Genomic DNA, 16,958 nt, shown 5'->3' on the forward strand with positions numbered 1-16,958 from the left:
CGGAGTCGGCTACTCGCTCCGGCTTCTCGGGCGGTCTCGCGCTCGTCCGGGCGGGCGGCCCCCGCCGAGCACCGGGGCTCGACGATCTCGGCCGTGTGCCTCGGCCAGGCTTGCCTCGGCCAGGCGGCCGTCGCGATCGCCGCCGGCGCCCTGGCGACGTCCCTCGGGCTCGGGCTTCGCCCTGGGCGACCTCGTCGCTCCGGTCGTCGCGGTGCTCTGCGTCGCGGCCGAGGTCGTCGCCCTCCTCGATCTGCGGCGCAAGGCGGGTCGCCACCCGGCTCGCGGGCGCCTAGGGCCTCACCGCCCGGTCAGCACCGACCGGCGGGCGACCAGCTCGTCCGAGCAGCACCCGCTTCTCGTCCACGGCGCCCGATGCGCCCGCCGCGCCCCGCCACCTCGCGCTGCCGCAGGTGCGCCAGGCGCGCGTGCGCCGTACGGAGGGACGCGCTCATCGCGCGCGGACGGTCGCCGCCCGCGGTCACGCGCCCAGCGCATCGCCGTCCGGCGCCCCTCCGCCGTGCCGATACATCGCACCTCGGCTGGCCAGGGCGAAGGCCCAGCCGGCCGAGGCGTAGTCGCCGAGCCGCTCGAGGGTGACCCGGCGCTCCTTGCCCGCCTGCAGCGCAGCACGACGACCACGACCGCGACCACGAACAGCGGCACCTGCACCGCTCGTAGAAGCCGAACCCGTCGGCGACCAGGAACGACGAGCCGTTCCACAGCGCGTGCAGGAACACGGCCGCGGCGAGGCCGAGCAGCGCACGATCGGCACGCCCGCGGCGCGGCGGCCGACCGCGAAGCCCAGGGCCGCTCCCGGTGCACGAGGTGAAGAGCACGTGGGCGAAGGGCGAGCACCCCGCGGAGGAAGAACGTGACGGCGAGCGAGCCGGCCCGCCCTCCACCAGCGCGCTGCCGAAGTAGAGGATGTTCTCGACGAACGCGAAGCCCGAGGCGACGACCGCGGCGGAAACGATGCCGTCCTGGCCGTCAGTGCGGCGCCAGATCAACAGGATCAGCAGGACGCCCGCGCCCTTCGCGCTCTCCTCGACGAAGCGCCTGGATCACGGCGCCGACGAAGTCGAGATCCGCTCGGCGCTGCTGGCAGGCGTAGACCGCCACCTGCACGCCCAGATCGACCAGCAGCGAGATCGCGACCGACCCCGCGGCGCCCAGGAACGAACCAGAGGCCCAGCGGCGCCTCCGGCTCCCATCAGTCCGTCCAGCGCACCCCGGAGAGCACGACCAGCAGCGGCACGGGCGACGACCGCGCAGACGGCGGCGGCGCTGACTCTGACCGAGGACCACGTACGCCAGCACGAGCAGCAGCGGGATGCCCAGCAGGGTAGATCGCGCCGAGCACGGTCGGGACGATGGAGGGCGGGCGAGGACAGCCGCGCGTGCGCTCATGGGGACCGACAGTAGGGCACGGGTGCTCCACTTCCCCGGAGCTTGACAGCGGACGCCGGCGTCCGTCCCGCGATCGCCCCGCGCTCGAGCGTGACAGGCTCGTGTCGTGCCCACCGCCGATCCGCTGTTCGACGAGCGCTACCTGCGCCGTCGCCTCCGCGACGCCCGCTTCGACGGCCGGTTCATCACCGGTTGCACTCCGCCGGCATCTACTGCCGCCCCAGCTGGCCCCGCCGCCACTCCCCGACCCGCCAGCGCGCTTCTGCCCGACAGCGGCCGCGGCGGCGCACGAGGGCAAGGGCTGCGGGCGTGCAAGCGCTGCCTGCCGACGGCTGCGGTCCCGGCTCGCCCCGGAGGAGTGGAACCTGCGCGACGACACCGCGGCCCGCGCGATGCGCCTGATCGCGCGACGGGGTCGTCGACCGCGAGGGCGTCGAGGACGCCTCGCCGGCCCGGCTCGGCTTCGGGGGCCCGGCACCTCGGGCGGATCTGCGCGAGGGCTCGGAGCGCCGCCGCTCGCCCTCGCCCGCGCGCAGCCTTCGCCGCGGGCCTGGCGCGGCTGCTGCCGGCGAGGGACGGAAGGGCTGCCGGTGTCCGGGAAGTCGCGTTCGCGGCCGGCTTCGCGAGCATCCGGCAGTTCAACGCCACGATCGCGGAGGTCGTGCGAGCGCACGCCCGGCACCCTGCGCGCTGGCGCTGCGCGGCGCCCCGCAGCGGCGTCGGGGTGCAGGCGAGGGCGCGACGACGCCTCGGCTCCGGCCGCCGGTGCGGGCGCCGTTCCACGCGGGTGCTGCTCGACTTCCTCGCGGTGCGCGCCATCGGCGGGATCGAGGAGGAGCACCCGGCCGGCATCTACCGCGCGCTCGCTCGCGCTGCCGGGCGGCCCCGCGGTGATGCGGCTCGAGCACGACGGCGCGGCGGTGCGCTGCACGGCGACCCTCGCCTCGGCCACCGACATCGGCCCCCTCGTCGCGCGCGCGCGCCGCCTGCGCTCGACCTCGATGCCGACGCCCCGGCGATCGACGAGGCGCTCGCCGCCGGACGCTCTTCGACGCCCCTCGTCGCGGCCGCCCCCGAGGATCCGGCTGCCCGGCTCCGTCGATCCGGCCGAGACGCTGGTGCGCACCCTGCTCGGGCAGCGGGTCTCGGTCGCCGCCGCCCGCACCGCGCTGACCCGCCTGGTGGCGCGCCTCGGCGGCGACCTGCGCGGCGACGATCGCCACCGGTTCGATCACCGGTGCTTCCCCTCCCCGCCGTCATCGCCGAGCGCGGGGCGGAGGTGCTGCGCGGCCGCGCGCGCATCGACACGGTGCTCCGCGTCTGCGCCCTCCTCGCCGACGGCGGGCTGCGCCTGGACGCCGGGCTGGAGCCAGGAGGAGCTGTCCGGAGCACCTGCTCGCGGTGCCGGGCATCAGGCCCTGGACCGCCGGCACGTGGCGATGCGCGTCACCCCGGCGATCCGGACGTGCTGCTCACGGGCGACCTGGCGCTGAGGATGGAGCCCGCCACCGCGGGTCTCCCGCCGATCCGCGCGCTGGCCGAGGCCGGCCGCGCGCTGAGCGCCCTGGCGCAGCTACGCCGGGATGCACCTGTGGCGAGCGGCTACCGGTCCGAAGCGGGCGAGGATGATGTCGGCAGAGACGCCGTCATCGCCTCGATGCCGAGAGGCGCGCGGGCGAGATCAGCCGCAGCACCTCCTCCCGCGACATCCAGTCCCGCCTCGACGACGAGGTCGGCGACGTTGCGGCCCGTCGAGAGGGCCGCCTTCGCGATCGCGGCCGACGCGGTGTAGCCGATGCTCGGGGTGAGCGCCGTGACGACGCCGACGGAGGAAGCGCATCGCCTCGAGCCGCGCCGTGTTGGCCGTGATGCCGTCGATGCAGTTCACTCGCAGGGTGAGGCAGGCCTGGGTCATCCAGGTGATGCTCTGCAGGAGGGAGTGCGCGATCACCGGCTCGAAGGCGTTCAGCTGCAGCTGGCCCGCCTCGGCCGCCATCGTGACCGTGACGTCGGCTCCGGCGACGGAGTAGGCGACCTGGCTGACCGCCTCCGGGATCACCGGGTTCACCTTGCCGGGCATGATGCTCGACCCCGCCTGGCGCGGCGGGAGGTTGATCTCGCCGAAGCCCGCCTGCGGGCCGGAGGAGAGCAGGCGCAGGTCGTTGCAGATCTTCGACAGCTTGATCGCCGAGCGCTTCAGCGCGCTCGGGAACGACATAGAAGACACCCGTGTCGCTGGTCGCCTCGACGAGGTCCAGCGCCATCTCGAGGTCGAGGTCGGTGAGCTCGTTGAGGTGCCGGACGGCCGCGGCTCCGTAGCGCGGGTCGGCGGTGATGCCCGTGCCGATCGCGGTGGCGCCGAGGTTGACCTCGGCGAGCAGCCAGATCGTCTCGGAGAGCCGCGCGTGGTCCTCGCCGAGGGTCGTGGCGAAGCCGTGGAACTCCTGGCCGAGGGTCATCGGCACCGCGTCCTGCAGCTGGGTGCGGCCACTGCTGAGGACGCCGCCGAACTCCACCGCCTTCCGCGAGAACGACTCGCGCAGCAGCGCCAGCTCGTCGAGGAGGCGCCGCAGCGACCAGGTCATCGCCATCTTGATGGCCGTCCGGGTAGACGTCGTTGGTCGACTGACTCCGGTTGACGTCGTCGAGCGGGTGCAGGGTCGCGTAGTCGCCCTTGGGACGGCCCGCGATCTCGAGCGCCACGTTGGCGACGACCTCGTTCGCGTTCATGTTGGTGGAGGTGCCTGCTCCGCCCTGGATGACGCCGACCACGAACTGGTCGTGGAACTCGCCGTCGAGGATCCGGCGGCAGGCCGCCTCGATCAGCTCGGCCTTGTGCTGCGGGAGGCTGCCGATCTCGGTGTTCGCCCGGGCGGCGGCGAGCTTCACGGTCGCGCGCGCGCACGAGATCGGGGTAGATCGAGATGGGCCGCTTCGAGATCGGGAAGTTCTCGAGGGCCTGGCGGTGTGGATGCCCCAGTAGGCGTCGCCGGGGATCTCGGGGCAGCGAGTCGCTCTCGGTGCGGGTCACGGCGGATCCTTCCTGGTCGCTCTCGGGGAGGGTGCTCGGTGCGAGGGTCACGTCGGCTCCGTTGCTGTCGTCGGTGCGGCCCCGGGGGTGCAGGGGGTCCGCGGACTGCGCCGCCAGCCTACGCCGGACCAGTCCCGGGCCCGGAGCGGGTGCGGGCCGGTGCGATCCGCAGGAGACGGTGCGATCCGCAGGGGACGGCGCGATCCGCAGTCGACGGTGCGATCCGCAGGGGATCCGGCGGCCACGGAGCCGGCCGATGCGGCGGGAGGCGCCTTCCCGGGCGGAACACCTGCGGATCGCACGGACGCCGCCCCCGGTCCGTGGTTGCATCGTCCCGGATCCGCTCCGCACGCCCGGCGCGGAGCGACGACAGGAGGACCCGTGCCGCACGCGAGCGCACCCCGGCCGATCATCGGCCTCACCACGTACCGCGAGCGCATCGTCTCGGACGTCTGGGACCTCGAGGGCGCCCTACCCCCGCCGGCTACCTCGACGCGGTGACGCGGGCCGGCGGAGTCGGGCTCCTGCTGCCCCTCCGCAGCCCGTCACCGAGGAGGTCGCCCGCGCCGTCGTCGACCGGCTCGACGCCCTGGTGCTCACGGGCGGACTCGACCTCGATCCCGCTCTCTACGGCCAGGAGCCGCATCCCGAGACCGACGCGCCCCGGCCCGACCGCGACGCGTGGGAAGAGGCGCTGCTCACCGCCGCGCTCGAGCGGGACGTGCCCGTGCTCGGGGTCTGCCGCGAGGCGCAGCTGCTCAACGTGAGTCTCGGCGGCACCCTGCACCAGCACTTGCCCGACGTCGTCGGCGACCGCCGGTACCAGGCGGAGGGCGGGGTGTTCTCGCGCATCGACGTCGCGATCGCGCCGGAGTCGCACCTGCGGACCCTCCTCGGCGAGGACGCCGTGGTGGCGCAGGTCCACCACCATCAGGCGGTGGACCGCGTGGCCGACGGGCTCGTCGTCTCGGCCCGCACCGCCGACGGGACGATCGAGGCCCTCGAGCTGCCGGGTCGGCCGTTCGTGCTCGGCGTGCAGTGGCATCCGGAGGAGGACGCCGCGGACGACCGCCTGTTCAGCGGTCTCGTGGCGGCTGCGCGTGCGCACCGCGACCGGAGGACGGCGGCCGATCCGTCGCGAACGGCGGTCTGAGCGGCGGGTGCACCGCCGACGGATCGCTCCGCGCCGACGACCGCTCGCGACGGGTCGACGCGCTCCGGATCGGAGTAGTCGCCGCTCGCATACGCGATGAACGGCACGAGCAGTCCGGCGAAGATCAGGAAGACGGCGATCAGGGCGACGAACCCGAGCATCACCGAGTTGAGGACGATGCCCCAGATGGCCAGCGTGCGGCCCGTCGGCTCGCGGCGCAGCCCCAGGATGCCGAACACGAGTCCGGCGACCGGCGCGACGACGGTCAGACCGAAGAAGACGGAGGTCACGCCGAGGATCAGGCTGGTCAGCGAGAACGGGGTCGACGGCGCCGGAGCGGCGGCGTACGCCGGCACGCTCGGGGAGCCGTACGGCGCGGGCTGCGCGGCGCGCGGGTTCTCGGGGCGCAGCCGCTCCGGACGCGGCGTACCGGCCGCCGGCTCCTCGGCGCGCGACGGCTCCGCGCCCGGGAGCGACGACTCGCGCTCCTCGGCCGCAAGGTCGGGGAGCACGGCCGTGGCGCGCGTCCCCAGGTCCTCGGTCGGCTGCTCGGAGGCGGTGGTGCTGCGGGTGGTGGGCTCGTCGCTGGACATGCGTGCTGCTCCTGGTTCAGGGTGGTGGCCGGTGTCTCCGGCGATGACTCCACGCTACGGACGCGCCGGCGGCGGCCCATCCGGTGAACCCCCGGAGGGCGAGGGGAACCCCCGCGCACAAGCGGGGGCGGGTGCGAGACTGGGACGACCGGTGCTCCACCGGGCGCACGCGAGGAGGCGGTGGCGGATGGACGACGACGAGATCCGGCACCGGACCCGCGACAGCCGCGGAGCGCGGGCCGTCTGGTTCGCGGGACTGTCCGCGATCGCGGGCTTCGTGCTGCTGTCGCCGCTGATCTCCCTCACCGCGACCGTGATGACGTGGGGAGCCCGCCGCCGCACCGGCGCCCTCAGCGACCGCAACGGCGTCGTCGCCGTCAACTGGCAGCTGACCTACCTCGCCCTGCAGCTGATGCTGGTGCCGCTGCACCTCGCCCTCGTCTCGGTGCGCGACTCCCTCGCGGCCGACTGGCCCGTGGTCACGATCTCGGCGATCCTCGCCCTCGCCGTGCTGAACCTCGTGCTCTGCGTGGTGCTCGGGATCCGCTCGGGGCGAGGGCGCACCGTCCGTCTGCCGATCGCGGTGCCGTTCGTGCGCTCCTCCCGGTCTCCGCGCTGACCGACGGCGTCGGAGCGCCCTCCGGATGCGGCAGGGTGGAGCGGTGACCCCGATCGCCTTCCCCTCCCCCGTCCTCGTCGTCGCCGACGACGGGACCCGCCTCGCCACCTACTCCGTCGGCGACGAGAGCGCGCCCACCGTCCTCGCCGTGCACGGGTTCGCCTCGAACGCGGTGCTCAACTGGGAGACGGCGGGCTGGCTGCGCACCCTCGTCCGCGCCGGGTACCAGGTCGTCGCGCTGGATCAGCGCGGGCACGGAGCGAGCGAGAAGCCGCACCGCCCGGACGCCTACGGCGTCGACGTGATGGTGCAGGACCTCGTGCGGGTGATCGAGTCCTACGACCTCCTCGCTCCGCACGTCCTGGGCTACTCGCTCGGGGCGCGGATGAGCTGGGTGCTCGGGCTCCGGCACCCGGAGCTCGTCACCACGCTCAGCCTCGGCGGGCTCACCGTCGGCGAGCCGCTCGCCCGGTTCGACGCCGAGGCGGCCCGGGCGCGTGGCGAGCGGAGGGGAGATCGACGACTCCTTCACCCGCGCCTTCCTCGGCATGGCCGAGGGGGTCGCCGGCAACGACCTCGCGGCGCTCGTGGCCGTGGCCGACGGCGTGCGCGGCGGTGCCCACCCCGAGGCGGGCGAGCATCCGGCGCTGCCGATGCTGCTGGTCACCGGCGACGCCGACCCGATCGCTCCCGGAGGAGAGCGGCTCGCGGCCGAGGCGGGCGCCCGCTTCGTCAGCGTCCCGGGGCGCGACCACACCAGCACGGTGCCCGCGCGCGCCTTCAAGGACGCGGTGCTCGCGTTCCTCGCCGAGCACGCCTGACCCCGGCCCCGATCGCGCGGCGTAGCATCGCGGCATGCATGCCATCCGCGTCGACGCACCCGGACCCGACTCCCGCCTCGTCCTCGAGGAGGTGCCCGATCCCGTCCCCCTCGAGGGCGAGGTGCTGCTGCACGTCGCCGCGGCGGGCGTGAACCGGGCCGACCTCGGGCAGCGGGCCGGCGTCTACCCGCCGCCGCCCGGCGCCTCCGGGATCCTCGGGATGGAGGTGTCGGGCTCGGTCGTCGCGCTCGGCCCGGGCGTCACCGGCGTCGGAGTGGGCGACGAGGTCTGCGCGCTGCTGTCCGGCGGCGGGTACGCCGAGTACGTCGCGGTCGACGCGGGGCTGCTGCTCCCCGTTCCCGCGTCGATCGGGCTGATCTCGGCCGCGGCGCTGCCCGAGGCGACCGCCACGGTCTGGTCGAACCTGGTGATGACGGCGGGGCTCCGAGCGGGCGAGACGGTGCTGGTGCACGGCGGCGGCAGCGGGATCGGCACGTCCGCGATCCAGATCGCCCTCGCGATCGGCGCGCGGGTCGCGGTGACCGCCGGCAGTCCGCGCAAGCTCGACGCGTGCCGCGCGCTTCGGCGCCGACATCCTGATCGACTACCGCGAGGAGGACTTCGTCGAGCGGATCCGCGAGGAGACCGGCGGCCGAGGGGTCGACGTGATCCTGGATCCGATCGGCGGGGACTACCTGGCGCGCGACGTCGAGGCGCTGGCGACCGGCGGCCGGATCGTCTTCATCGGCAACCAGTCCGGAGCGCAGGGAGCGCTCGACGTCGGCGCGCTGATGCGCCGGCGCGGCGCGGTCCACGCCACGACCCTCTCGGGCGCGGCCTCTCGAGGAGCGGCGCGCGATCATCGCCGAGGTGCGCGAGAAGGTCTGGCCGCTGGTCGCCGACGGCACGGTGCGCCCGGTGATCGACGAGGTGCTGCCGCTGGCCGAGGCCGGGACGGCGCACGAGCGGATGCGGGCGTCCGGCCACATCGGCAAGCTGCTGCTGACCCCGTGACCGTGCCGGACCTCGGGGTGCCCGGCAGCGGCCGTCGCCGCTGACGAGCACCCTCGGCCGAGGTTCCGGCTCAGACCCTCGAGCGGAGCAGTCCGAGCGAGCGGTTGATGCCGTCGACGTCGACCGCGGCCGGATCGAACGAGGCTCCTTCGGCGAGGCCGAGCGATTCGAGCGCCTCGGCGTGGTCGGCCGAGGACGCGTCGGTGGCCGCGCGGACCGTGTCGGCCCAGGCCGCCGGGCCGCCGGGGGCGTCGATCGGAGCCGCGCCCCGCGCTCCGTGCACCGCGGAAGGGCCGCGCCGAGCGGCGAGACCGCCTCGAGCCGGATGACGTGGCGCCACTCGTCCTCGAGGTCGTAGACGTAGAAGAGCTCGTCCTGGACGTTCTCGAGCACCTCGGCCAGGGCGACGGAGGCCTCGTCGACGAGGTCGGCGCCGAGCTCCTCGGCGTCGGCGGGCGAGCCGATGCGGGCGGCCTCCTCGTCGGGCACGCCGACGCTGAAGTAGTGCGGCTGAGCGTCGGTCCAGCCCAGCGAGAGCTGGAGGGCCAGGTGCAGGTCGCGCAGCGGCGACTCGGAGGAGAGCTCGAGCCGGCGCCACACCACGGGCTTCGTGCCGAGCAGCGAGACCCGCAGGGCGTAGGCGGAGGCGGAGTCCTGCGTGGCCTCGTCGAGGATCTCGGAGTCGCGACGCGTCGCGCTCGCCGAGCAGCACGTGCTCGCGCGCACCACCGAGGCGAGCACGGGCTGCAGACCCTCCGGCACCACGTAGCCGAACTCCGGGGAGTGCAGGAGGAGGCCGAGCTCGGCGGCGTCGTCGAGCATCCGCTCGGCCGCGCCGACCATGCGCTCGCGCTCGTCGAGCGACTCCTCGAGCGCCACGTCGGCGTCGGCCGCGAGCTCGTCGACCAGCTCGCCGACGACGAGGCCCGGGTGGATCTGCGACTGGCAGGCGACGGCGATGCGCAGCAGGACCGCATCGGTCGTCGTGACGGCGCGGTCGCGCGGTGCGAAGGCTCCGCTCTGGGTGTCGGAGGAGGCGAGCGCGGCCTGGGCGCTGACGATCCACTGCTCGAGGAACCGGGCGATGTAGGCCACGCGCTCGGCGGCGGCCTCGGCGGCGTCGGAGCTGCGCCAGAGCGGCGCGGCGTCGCCGAGCACGGCGACGGACCCCTCCGAGTCGAGCACGGCGGAGGCCACGAGCGCGTCCCACCAGGCCGAGACCGGGATGCGGACGGCGTCGTCGCTCGGGGTCGAGCCGGCGGAGGCGATGCCCGCCTCGACGGCGAGCTCGCGAGCGGCGCGCTCGGACAGCGACGCGTCGTCGGCGCCCGCGAGGTGCTCGACGACGACGTCGGCGGCCGTGCACGAGCGCGGTGGCCCGCGCGGCGACGAGCTGCCGGTCGGCCGGGACGTCCTCGACGGCGGTGAGGTCGTCGAGGACGGCGGCTCGACGAACGAGCCGGCGAGGTCGAGGACCTCGTCGAGGACGGCCTGGCAGTCGTCGAGCTCCTCATCGGTGCCGGTCCAGAGGTCCTCGTCGGTCAGGAAGTCGAGGAAGTGCTCGATGACCTCGGCGACGGTGAAGAGCGTGTCGTCGAGATCGGCCTCGCTCTCCTCGCCCGAGAGGTCGGACTCGATCTGGTCGAAGATCGCCTCGAGCAGTTCGGCGTCGGGCTGCGCGAACGAGCCGCGGGGGCGGAGGTCGCGGGTCATGGCGAAGAGGTCGGTGAGGACCTCCACGGCCTCGTCGACATCGAGGTGCTCGTGCAGGGCGCCGACCTCGACGAGGTGCGCGCGGTACCAGCTGCGGAACCGGACCATCATCGCGGTCTCGGCGGTGCGCCCGCCTCCGGACCCGCCCTGACCGCCGCCGGAGCGCCCGCTGCGGATCGTCCCCTGATTGCGCTTCTTGCCCATCGTTCCTCCGCGACCGCTCCGCTCTCGACTGCGAAGCGCTCCAGTCTACCGGGGCCCGCCACGGGGAGGAGGCCGCGTCAGCCGATCGTCGACGTGACGGTCCAGGCGCGCCGCGATCGGCCCGGCGTTCAGGAAGAAGAGGTCGAGCTCGCGAGCCGAACCCGATCCTGCGAGCCGGACGCCCGACCGGGAGCACCGGCGGCACCGGGTCTTCGCAGACCGGCCGCGCTCAGCCGGCGGACGGCACCGCCGCGTAGCGCAGCCACAGGCCGCCGGAGGCGAAGCGGTGCTGATCGAGCAGCCGCAGATCCATGCCGCACCCCCGCCGGGAAGAAGGGGTGCCTCCGCCGACCGCGAGGGGCCCGAGGACGGGCTGGAACTCGTCGACGAGGCCCGCGCGGATCGCGTGCGAGGCGAGCTCCGGTCCATCGACGGTCGAGGTCGGGTGCCGACGCGGCCTTGAGTGCACGGACCTCGTCGGGATCGAAGGAGCGCTCGATCCGCGTCCTCTCGCTCGACACCTCCTGGAGCGTCGTCGAGTAGACGATCTTGTCGGCGGCCTGCCACGCTCGCGCGAAATCGACGATGTACGGCGGGTGCTCGGGGTTCCGATGCGCGGTCTCCCAGAACAGCATCGTCTCGTACATGCGGCGGCCGTAGAGGAAGGTGCCGACCGAGCGCAGCCGCTCGGCGAAGAAGTCGTGCGCCTCCCGACCCACCTCGAGGAACTCGGAGCCGCCCTCCGCGTCGATGGCGTAGCCGTCGAGCGAGGTGATCATCGAGTAGATCAGCTGTCCCACGGGTGCCTCGCAGTCCTCGTCGTCGGCGGCGTGCCACGACGGTAACGGGCGTCGATCGACGACGGCAAGTGCTCTCAGGCGCGGTCGTGGAGGGTGATGAGGTAGCCGTCCGGGTCTTCGAAGGTGAAGGTGAACCCGAACGGACCCTGCACCGGATCCACGGCGATCGGCACGACGGCGGCGACGAGGGCCGCGTGCACCGACTCCGCCTCCGACGGCGTGCAGCCAGAGCCCGATGCCGCGGCCCAGCGGTGCGGCATCGAGATCGACGCCGGGCGCCGCCGAGCGGACCGCGAAAGCGGCCGGCGCCGTGCCGAAGACCACCGCGTGGGGCGGGCCCGCCTGGCGGACGAAGCCGAGGTGCTGCTCGTAGAACGCGGCGGAGCGCTCGAGGTCGCGCACCTGGAGCGAGACGAAGCCGGGGCCGGAGACTGTCATGGGTGTTCCCTTTCATCGAGTGTCAGTCATCTGACACACCTCCGACTATGTCAGACTTCTGACATGCATGGTGACGAGGATCGATCTGGCCGCCTCGCCGGGCTATCTGCTGAAGGTCGCGTCGACGGCGCTGCGCTCGGCCATGGAGGAGGTGCTGCATCCGCTGGGCATGACGATCACGCACTACTCGTGCCTCGAGCTGCTCGCGCAGCGCCCGGGCCTGTCGAACTCGGAGCTGGCGCGCGGGACGTTCGTCACGCGGCAGTCGATGAACGTGCTGCTGCAGTCGCTCGAGCAGCAGGGGCTGGTCAGCCGGGCCGAGCGCCCGGTCTCGGGCCGGGTCCTGCCGACCGAGTTGACGGAGGCCGGACGCCGGCAGCTCGCGACGGCGAGCGCCGCGGTCCGCGTGGTCGAGGACCGGATGGTGGCGGACCTGGCGGACGGCGACCGCGAGCGGCTGACCCGGCTGCTCGCGAGCTGCGCGGCGGCGCTGCAGCACCGAACGGCTCGTTGACACGGAGCGCCGCCGGTGCCTGACTGGTGCGGACGCGAGGAGGCGGCGGTGGCGGGGATCACAGGGTTCGATCACATCGAGGTGACGGTGGAGGATCTCGAGACGGCGACGGCGTTCTTCGTCGGGCTGGGCCTCGAGATCGAGGGCAGGACGCCGGTGGAGGGCGAGTTCCTCGACACGGTGATCGGGATGTCCGACGCGCGGACCGAGATCGTCATGCTCCGCCCGCCCGGCGGCGGGACCGCCGTCGAGCTGTCGCGCTGTCGTCCGGCCGGAGCCGCGGCCCGTTCCCCCGGCCGTGCAGGCGAACGAGCCGGGGCTGCGGAGTCTCGCGTTCGTGGTCGACGACCTCGCGGCCGTGCTCCGAGACGCTCGACGCCGACGGGTACGGACTCGTCGGGGGCGTCGGTCAGTACGAGGCGATCTGGCGGATGGCGTACGTCCGCGGTCCGGAGGGGATCATCGCCGCGCTCGCGGAGCGGATCGGCACCCCGTGAGCGACCCCGGGACCTCGCCGAGCTGTTGGCCGCCCTCCCTCCCGAGCGCCGTGCCGCGTTCGACCGGCTCTCGGCGCTCGTCGCCGCGGTCGGGGTGCCGGAGTCGAACCACTCGTTCGTCTTCCGAGCCGGCGAGACGGAGCATCCGGTGTTCGACGACGCCGAGGCCGTGTTCTGGCGCGCGGTGCGGCAGATGCGGCAGGGCGACTCGCTCCGCGGTCGCGAGCTGCCGCTCGTGTACTGGGGGTTCCACTCGATCGATCTGCTCGGGCGCCGGCACTCGAACGGCGTGCTCGTGACCGACCGCGCCGTCGTGGTCGACGATCCGCGCGGCGACGCGGTGCGCCTGCCCACCGCGACCCTGGATCCGGCGTCGATTCGCGTCGACGGCGAGCGCCTCCTCGTCGCGGGCGTCGCCATCGGCCTCGCGCAGATCGCGCGGATCCTGCCGCCCGCAGGTGCGGAGGACGCGGCGGAGTACCTCGCGGCCGTCGTGACCGCGGTCCGCGCGAGCCCGGACGCCGAGCCGCAGGAGGACGAGAGCGTCGAGGACGTCGTCCTCGCCAGCGGCATGAGCGGCGACCTCCTCCTGCCGAGCCGCCCGAAGGACGCGAAGGGCCTGGCGAAGCTGGCGGCCAAGTGGTCGCTCCCCGCCGAGGAGGCGATCCTCGTGTCGCTCTCGAGCGCCACCTTCGCCGGCGTGTACGGCCTCGCGATCACCGACGCCGCCCTCTACACCCGCGACCTCTTCGAGCCGGTGCGCCGAGTGCCGCTGGCCGAGGTGGGTGCGCTCTCGTGGGACGACCCCGAGAAGGCGGTCCGGATCGGACCGGGCCACACGGCTCCGAACCATCCCGCCGTCACGCCGAGGAACGGCGAGGCCGCCGCGGCGCTCTGCAGGACCTCGTCCGTGCGGCCTCCCGCCGACTGCCGTAGCGTCGGGCCATGGGTGCGTGGAGTGGGGAGCCGTTCGGCAACGACACGGCGGGCGACTGGGTCTGCCGAGCTCGACGAGGCCGACGACTGGCGGTACGTGCGCGAGGCGCTCGATGCCGCCGTCGCCTCGGCGCAGGTGGACGCCGACACCGCGGACTGCGCGATCGCGGCCGCCGAGGTCGTGGCCCGCGGGCTCGGCCGCGAAGGGCGGCGCGCACGCCGACGCGATCCGGCGCTTCGTCGAGCGCGCCGGGCGGCCCGACGACGAGCTCGTGGCGCTCGCCCTGGCCGCGCTGAGCGCCGCCGACTCCCCCGGCAGCGAGCTCACGGAGCTGTGGGAGGACGCGGATCCCCAGGAGTGGCGCGAGGCGAACGCGGCCCTGCGGAGCGTGCTCGAGGAGGGCTGAGGGCTCACCCGGACCGGGGGCGCCTCCGGAACTCGGTCGGCGTGGCACCGACGTGCCGCTTGAACGCCGAGCTGAAGGCGAAGGGGTCCTCGTAGCCGACGGAGCGCGCGACGGCGGCGATCGTCACTCCGGGATCGAGCAGGAGGTCGCCCGCGAGCGTGAGGCGCCAGCGGGTGAGGTAGGTCATCGGAGGGGCGCCCGTGCCCTCGCGGAACCGGGCGGCGAGCGAGGCGCGGGAGACGCAGACCCGGCGCGCGAGGTCGGCGACCGTCCACGGCGCCGCCGGGTCGGCGTGGAGCAGCTCGAGGGCGGCCACGACGACCGGGTCGCTGCAGGCGAGCCAGGCGTCGGCGTCGGACTCGGCGGCCCAGCGCCGGATCGTCGCGACGAGGAGCACGTCGAGCAGCCGGTCCACGACGATCTGACCCGCCGCCCCCGATCGGTCGAGCTCGCGCACCAGGAGGGGCACGACGCCCTCGTCGCCGGAGGGGACGACCGCGAGGCGCGGCAGCACCCGCAGGACGAGGCCGCCGACGTCGTCCGCACGGTCGTAGGCGCCGACGAGCAGAGTGGTCTCGCCGTCGACGGCGTTGCCCCAGCGACGGACTCCATGGCGCAGCTCGTCGGTCAGGTCGCGGCCGTCGAGGCTGCGGCAGACCTGGCCTGGCTCGATCACGACCGACGCCTCGCTGCCGGCCGCGTCGGTCACGATGTAGGGATCGGCACCGGTCACCAGCGCGACGTCCCCCGCCCGGAGCAGTCGGCCGTCGATCCGAGCGGACCCCTCCGTCACGGCCACCAGGGTCAGGGCGGCACCGTCGCGCACCGCGACGCCCCACGGTGCCCCCATCCGCATGAGGAGCGCGAACGCCCGCGACGCGCGCGGACCGGCGAGGAAGTGATCGAGCGGATCCACGGGCTCACCGTAGACGATCACCGAGGTTCTCCGGCGTTCGGACCATTGCCCGTCTACGGTCGCCGCGGTGGGATGGGGGCGTGACACCCCACCTCCTCCCCGTCGGTCACCCGCTCGAGAGCGCGGCGCTCGTGAGCGCCCTCGCCGCCGCCGCGGTCGTCGGCTCCGGACTCGTCGCCGGCGTCTACACGGCGTTCAGCACGATGGTCGTGCCGCCCTGCGCCGTCAGGACCCGGGCCACGCCGCGGCCGTCATGATCGGCATCAACCGGTCCGCCGAGCGCGGGCCGTTCCTGCTGCTCTTCGGCGGGACCGCCGTCGCCGCCGCGGCCCTCGGCGTCTCGGCCCTCGTCCGCTCCGATCCCGCCGACGGAGCGGTCGCCGTGGCGTCCCTCGCGAGCACCGCGATCACCGTGGCGGTGAACGTGCCGCTGAACCGGCGGCTCGAGCGGGACCCTGCCTCCTGGTCCGCCTACGCCCGCACCTGGACGGCGTGGAACAGCGTGCGCGCGCTCGCGGCGGCCGCGGCCGTCGTCCTCGCGCTGAAGCACGCGCTCCTGACTCAGTCGCAGTCGGCCGGCTCGCCCTCGCCGATCTCGGCGGCCAGCTGATCGGCGCTCAGGCGATCTCCGGGCTCCGGCGTCCGGAAGGGGCCGGCGGGCGGGAGATCGACCTCGGGCTCGGGCGTCTCGGGGGCGACCTCGACGTCGAGATCGCGCTCGGCCTGCTCGGCGTCGCGAGCGGGCCGGGAGGACGGGAGGAAGGGCTCCTGCCATCGACATGTGCTCGATGATCGCCGCCGCGGGTGACGACGAGGTGAACTCGGACGTCACGGGAACCGCACCCCGGTGAGCTCCTCCGAGAGCCGCCAGACGCGGTCCGCGTCCTCGACGCTCCGAACGCGCGGGTAGGCGCGCTGCTCGGTCGGCGCACCGCCCAGCCGCCCCGGACCGCCCGGCCCGACGAACCGGCCGCCCTCGCCGTCGAGGACCGCGGCGAGGAGCGCGGGCAGCGGCGCGGTCTCGACCGTGCCCACCAGCAGGCCGCGCCGCGACAGCTGCACGGATGAGCCGCACGTCGAGGCCGTCGCGGTCGCGCCCCGTCTCGGGCCGGGCGGCGAGCAGGCTGGTGGGAGCCGCTCCGGGGTGGGAGAGGTTGCTCGTGATCCCCCAGCTGCGCGCGGCGCTCCTGCGCTCGAGCTCGAGGCCGAACAGCCCGAGGGCGATCTTCGACGAGCTGTAGGCGCGGAACGCGTGGTAGCCGCGCTCCCAGTTCGGGTCCTCCCAGTGCACCGCGTTCCGGTCGGCGGCGATGCTCACCTGCGAGACGACGCGGGCGCGGCACCGCGCGCAGCAGAGGAAGGAGACGGCCGATCAGGGCGAAGTGGCCGAGGTGGTTGGTGCCGAGCTGCAGCTCGAAGCCGTCGACGGTGCTGCGGCGGGCCGGCAGGGTCATCACCCCGGCGTTCGCGACGAGCAGGTGGATCGGGGCGCCCTCGGTCTCGAGCGCGGCGGAGAGCGCCGCGACGGAGTCGAGCGACGCGAGATCGAGGTCGCGGAGCGAGACGACGGCACCGGGGTGCCGCTCGCGGATCCTCGCGGCGGCCGCCTCCCCTTCGCCCGATCGCGGACGGGCAGCACCACCTCGGCGCCCGCCGCGGCCAGGCGGCCGGCGAGGACGAGTCCCAGGCCGTCGCTGCCTCCGGTGACGAGGGCGCGGCGGCCGGACAGCCCGGCGAGCCTGGCAAGGTCGGAGGGAGTGAGATCGATCGGTCGGCGTGCCATGGCGGGCTCCTGTTCGGGGTCGGGACCGGTGCGGTCCTGCGGTGCCGCCAGCCTGCGCGGAACCGGCACCCGGAGGAACGGCCCGCTCAGCCGCTGATCGGCGAGCAGTGGC

The 16,958-nt window shown here is 74.4% G+C and carries 15 protein-coding genes and 6 pseudogenes; 8 read left to right on the forward strand and 13 right to left on the reverse strand.

The genetic code is table 11. From position 1 onward, the window contains the following. Nucleotides 1-308: 308 nt before the first annotated feature. The 6 genes and pseudogenes from AC0CII_RS00410 to AC0CII_RS00435 all read right to left on the reverse strand — a co-directional run. Nucleotides 309-1,007 carry a PrsW family glutamic-type intramembrane protease gene (locus AC0CII_RS00410; protein ID WP_465228364.1) on the reverse strand — a complete coding sequence of 233 codons (699 nt, stop codon included), beginning with the start codon at nucleotides 1,005-1,007 and terminating at the stop codon, nucleotides 309-311. Further along, nucleotides 988-1,407 carry a hypothetical protein gene (locus tag AC0CII_RS00415; protein WP_465228365.1) on the reverse strand — a complete coding sequence of 140 codons (420 nt, stop codon included), beginning with the start codon at nucleotides 1,405-1,407 and terminating at the stop codon, nucleotides 988-990. Before AC0CII_RS00415 ends, AC0CII_RS00410 begins: the two co-directional genes overlap by 20 nt. A gap of 1,602 nt (nucleotides 1,408-3,009) precedes the next feature. Then, nucleotides 3,010-3,204 carry a hypothetical protein gene (locus AC0CII_RS00420; protein ID WP_465228406.1) on the reverse strand — a complete coding sequence of 65 codons (195 nt, stop codon included), beginning with the start codon at nucleotides 3,202-3,204 and terminating at the stop codon, nucleotides 3,010-3,012. A 277-nt stretch (nucleotides 3,205-3,481) separates the two neighbouring features. After that, nucleotides 3,482-3,625 (reverse strand): annotated as a pseudogene (locus tag AC0CII_RS00425) (lyase family protein); the annotation flags it as partial. Between the two features lie 67 nt (nucleotides 3,626-3,692). After that, nucleotides 3,693-3,998, reverse strand: a pseudogene (locus AC0CII_RS00430) (lyase family protein); the annotation flags it as partial. Between the two features lie 70 nt (nucleotides 3,999-4,068). Further along, nucleotides 4,069-4,404 (reverse strand): annotated as a pseudogene (locus AC0CII_RS00435) (lyase family protein); the annotation flags it as partial. A gap of 626 nt (nucleotides 4,405-5,030) precedes the next feature. Between AC0CII_RS00435 and AC0CII_RS00440 the strand changes: the two are divergent. The 4 genes and pseudogenes from AC0CII_RS00440 to AC0CII_RS00455 all read left to right on the forward strand — a co-directional run bounded on the left by AC0CII_RS00440 (nucleotide 5,031) and on the right by AC0CII_RS00455 (nucleotide 8,638). After that, nucleotides 5,031-5,591, forward strand: coding sequence for a gamma-glutamyl-gamma-aminobutyrate hydrolase family protein (locus AC0CII_RS00440; RefSeq protein WP_465228366.1), 561 nt, complete (start codon nucleotides 5,031-5,033; stop codon nucleotides 5,589-5,591). Nucleotides 5,592-6,371: 780 nt separating this feature from the next. Further along, nucleotides 6,372-6,803, forward strand: a complete 432-nt coding sequence (locus AC0CII_RS00445) for a magnetosome magnetite crystal formation protein family (RefSeq protein WP_465226109.1) — start codon at nucleotides 6,372-6,374, stop codon at nucleotides 6,801-6,803. A gap of 43 nt (nucleotides 6,804-6,846) precedes the next feature. After that, the gene (locus AC0CII_RS00450; RefSeq protein ID WP_465228367.1) at nucleotides 6,847-7,776 is read left to right on the forward strand and encodes an alpha/beta fold hydrolase; all 930 of its coding nucleotides are present in this window, start codon (nucleotides 6,847-6,849) and stop codon (nucleotides 7,774-7,776) included. Continuing rightward, a pseudogene (locus AC0CII_RS00455) lies at nucleotides 7,659-8,638 on the forward strand (NAD(P)H-quinone oxidoreductase). Before AC0CII_RS00450 ends, AC0CII_RS00455 begins: the two are co-directional and overlap by 118 nt. 285 nt (nucleotides 8,639-8,923) lie before the next feature. Here the strand turns inward: AC0CII_RS00455 and AC0CII_RS00460 are convergent. The 3 genes and pseudogenes from AC0CII_RS00460 to AC0CII_RS00470 form a co-directional block, all read right to left on the reverse strand. Beyond that, nucleotides 8,924-10,555: pseudogene (locus AC0CII_RS00460) on the reverse strand (plasmid pRiA4b ORF-3 family protein); the annotation flags it as partial. Nucleotides 10,556-10,683: 128 nt separating this feature from the next. Beyond that, nucleotides 10,684-11,355, reverse strand: coding sequence for a dihydrofolate reductase family protein (locus AC0CII_RS00465; RefSeq protein ID WP_465228368.1), 672 nt, complete (start codon nucleotides 11,353-11,355; stop codon nucleotides 10,684-10,686). 74 nt (nucleotides 11,356-11,429) lie between these two features. Next, a pseudogene (locus tag AC0CII_RS00470) lies at nucleotides 11,430-11,793 on the reverse strand (VOC family protein). Nucleotides 11,794-11,860: 67 nt separating this feature from the next. Between AC0CII_RS00470 and AC0CII_RS00475 the strand changes: the two are divergent. Beyond that, nucleotides 11,861-12,307 carry a MarR family winged helix-turn-helix transcriptional regulator gene (locus AC0CII_RS00475; protein ID WP_465228369.1) on the forward strand — a complete coding sequence of 149 codons (447 nt, stop codon included), beginning with the start codon at nucleotides 11,861-11,863 and terminating at the stop codon, nucleotides 12,305-12,307. Between the two features lie 71 nt (nucleotides 12,308-12,378). Here AC0CII_RS00475 and AC0CII_RS00480 read toward each other — a convergent pair whose 3' ends face one another. Next, a complete protein-coding gene (locus tag AC0CII_RS00480; protein ID WP_465228370.1) occupies nucleotides 12,379-13,524 on the reverse strand; it encodes a hypothetical protein in 1,146 nt (381 codons plus the stop codon). A 329-nt stretch (nucleotides 13,525-13,853) separates the two neighbouring features. Between AC0CII_RS00480 and AC0CII_RS00485 the strand changes: the two genes are divergently transcribed. Beyond that, nucleotides 13,854-14,147, forward strand: a complete 294-nt coding sequence (locus AC0CII_RS00485; protein ID WP_465228371.1) for a DUF4259 domain-containing protein — start codon at nucleotides 13,854-13,856, stop codon at nucleotides 14,145-14,147. 4 nt (nucleotides 14,148-14,151) lie between these two features. Here AC0CII_RS00485 and AC0CII_RS00490 read toward each other — a convergent pair whose 3' ends face one another. Further along, nucleotides 14,152-15,084, reverse strand: a complete 933-nt coding sequence (locus AC0CII_RS00490) for a cupin domain-containing protein (protein WP_465228372.1) — start codon at nucleotides 15,082-15,084, stop codon at nucleotides 14,152-14,154. Between the two features lie 59 nt (nucleotides 15,085-15,143). Between AC0CII_RS00490 and AC0CII_RS00495 the strand changes: the two genes are divergently transcribed. Together AC0CII_RS00495 and AC0CII_RS00500 are read left to right on the forward strand one after the other, a co-directional pair. Continuing rightward, nucleotides 15,144-15,320 carry a hypothetical protein gene (locus AC0CII_RS00495; protein ID WP_465228373.1) on the forward strand — a complete coding sequence of 59 codons (177 nt, stop codon included), beginning with the start codon at nucleotides 15,144-15,146 and terminating at the stop codon, nucleotides 15,318-15,320. Continuing rightward, nucleotides 15,317-15,673: an anthrone oxygenase family protein gene (locus AC0CII_RS00500; protein ID WP_465228374.1), complete on the forward strand. Its 357-nt coding sequence runs from the start codon at nucleotides 15,317-15,319 to the stop codon at nucleotides 15,671-15,673. The genes AC0CII_RS00495 and AC0CII_RS00500 overlap by 4 nt, the downstream gene beginning before the upstream one ends. Before the next feature lie 218 nt (nucleotides 15,674-15,891). Here AC0CII_RS00500 and AC0CII_RS00505 read toward each other — a convergent pair whose 3' ends face one another. Together AC0CII_RS00505 and AC0CII_RS00510 are read right to left on the reverse strand one after the other, a co-directional pair. Then, nucleotides 15,892-16,125, reverse strand: coding sequence for a hypothetical protein (locus AC0CII_RS00505; protein ID WP_465228375.1), 234 nt, complete (start codon nucleotides 16,123-16,125; stop codon nucleotides 15,892-15,894). Nucleotides 16,126-16,516: 391 nt separating this feature from the next. After that, the gene (locus AC0CII_RS00510) at nucleotides 16,517-16,846 is read right to left on the reverse strand and encodes a hypothetical protein (RefSeq protein WP_465228376.1); all 330 of its coding nucleotides are present in this window, start codon (nucleotides 16,844-16,846) and stop codon (nucleotides 16,517-16,519) included. Nucleotides 16,847-16,958: the final 112 nt, after the last annotated feature.

The organism is Rathayibacter sp. AC182 (genome assembly GCF_979253875.1).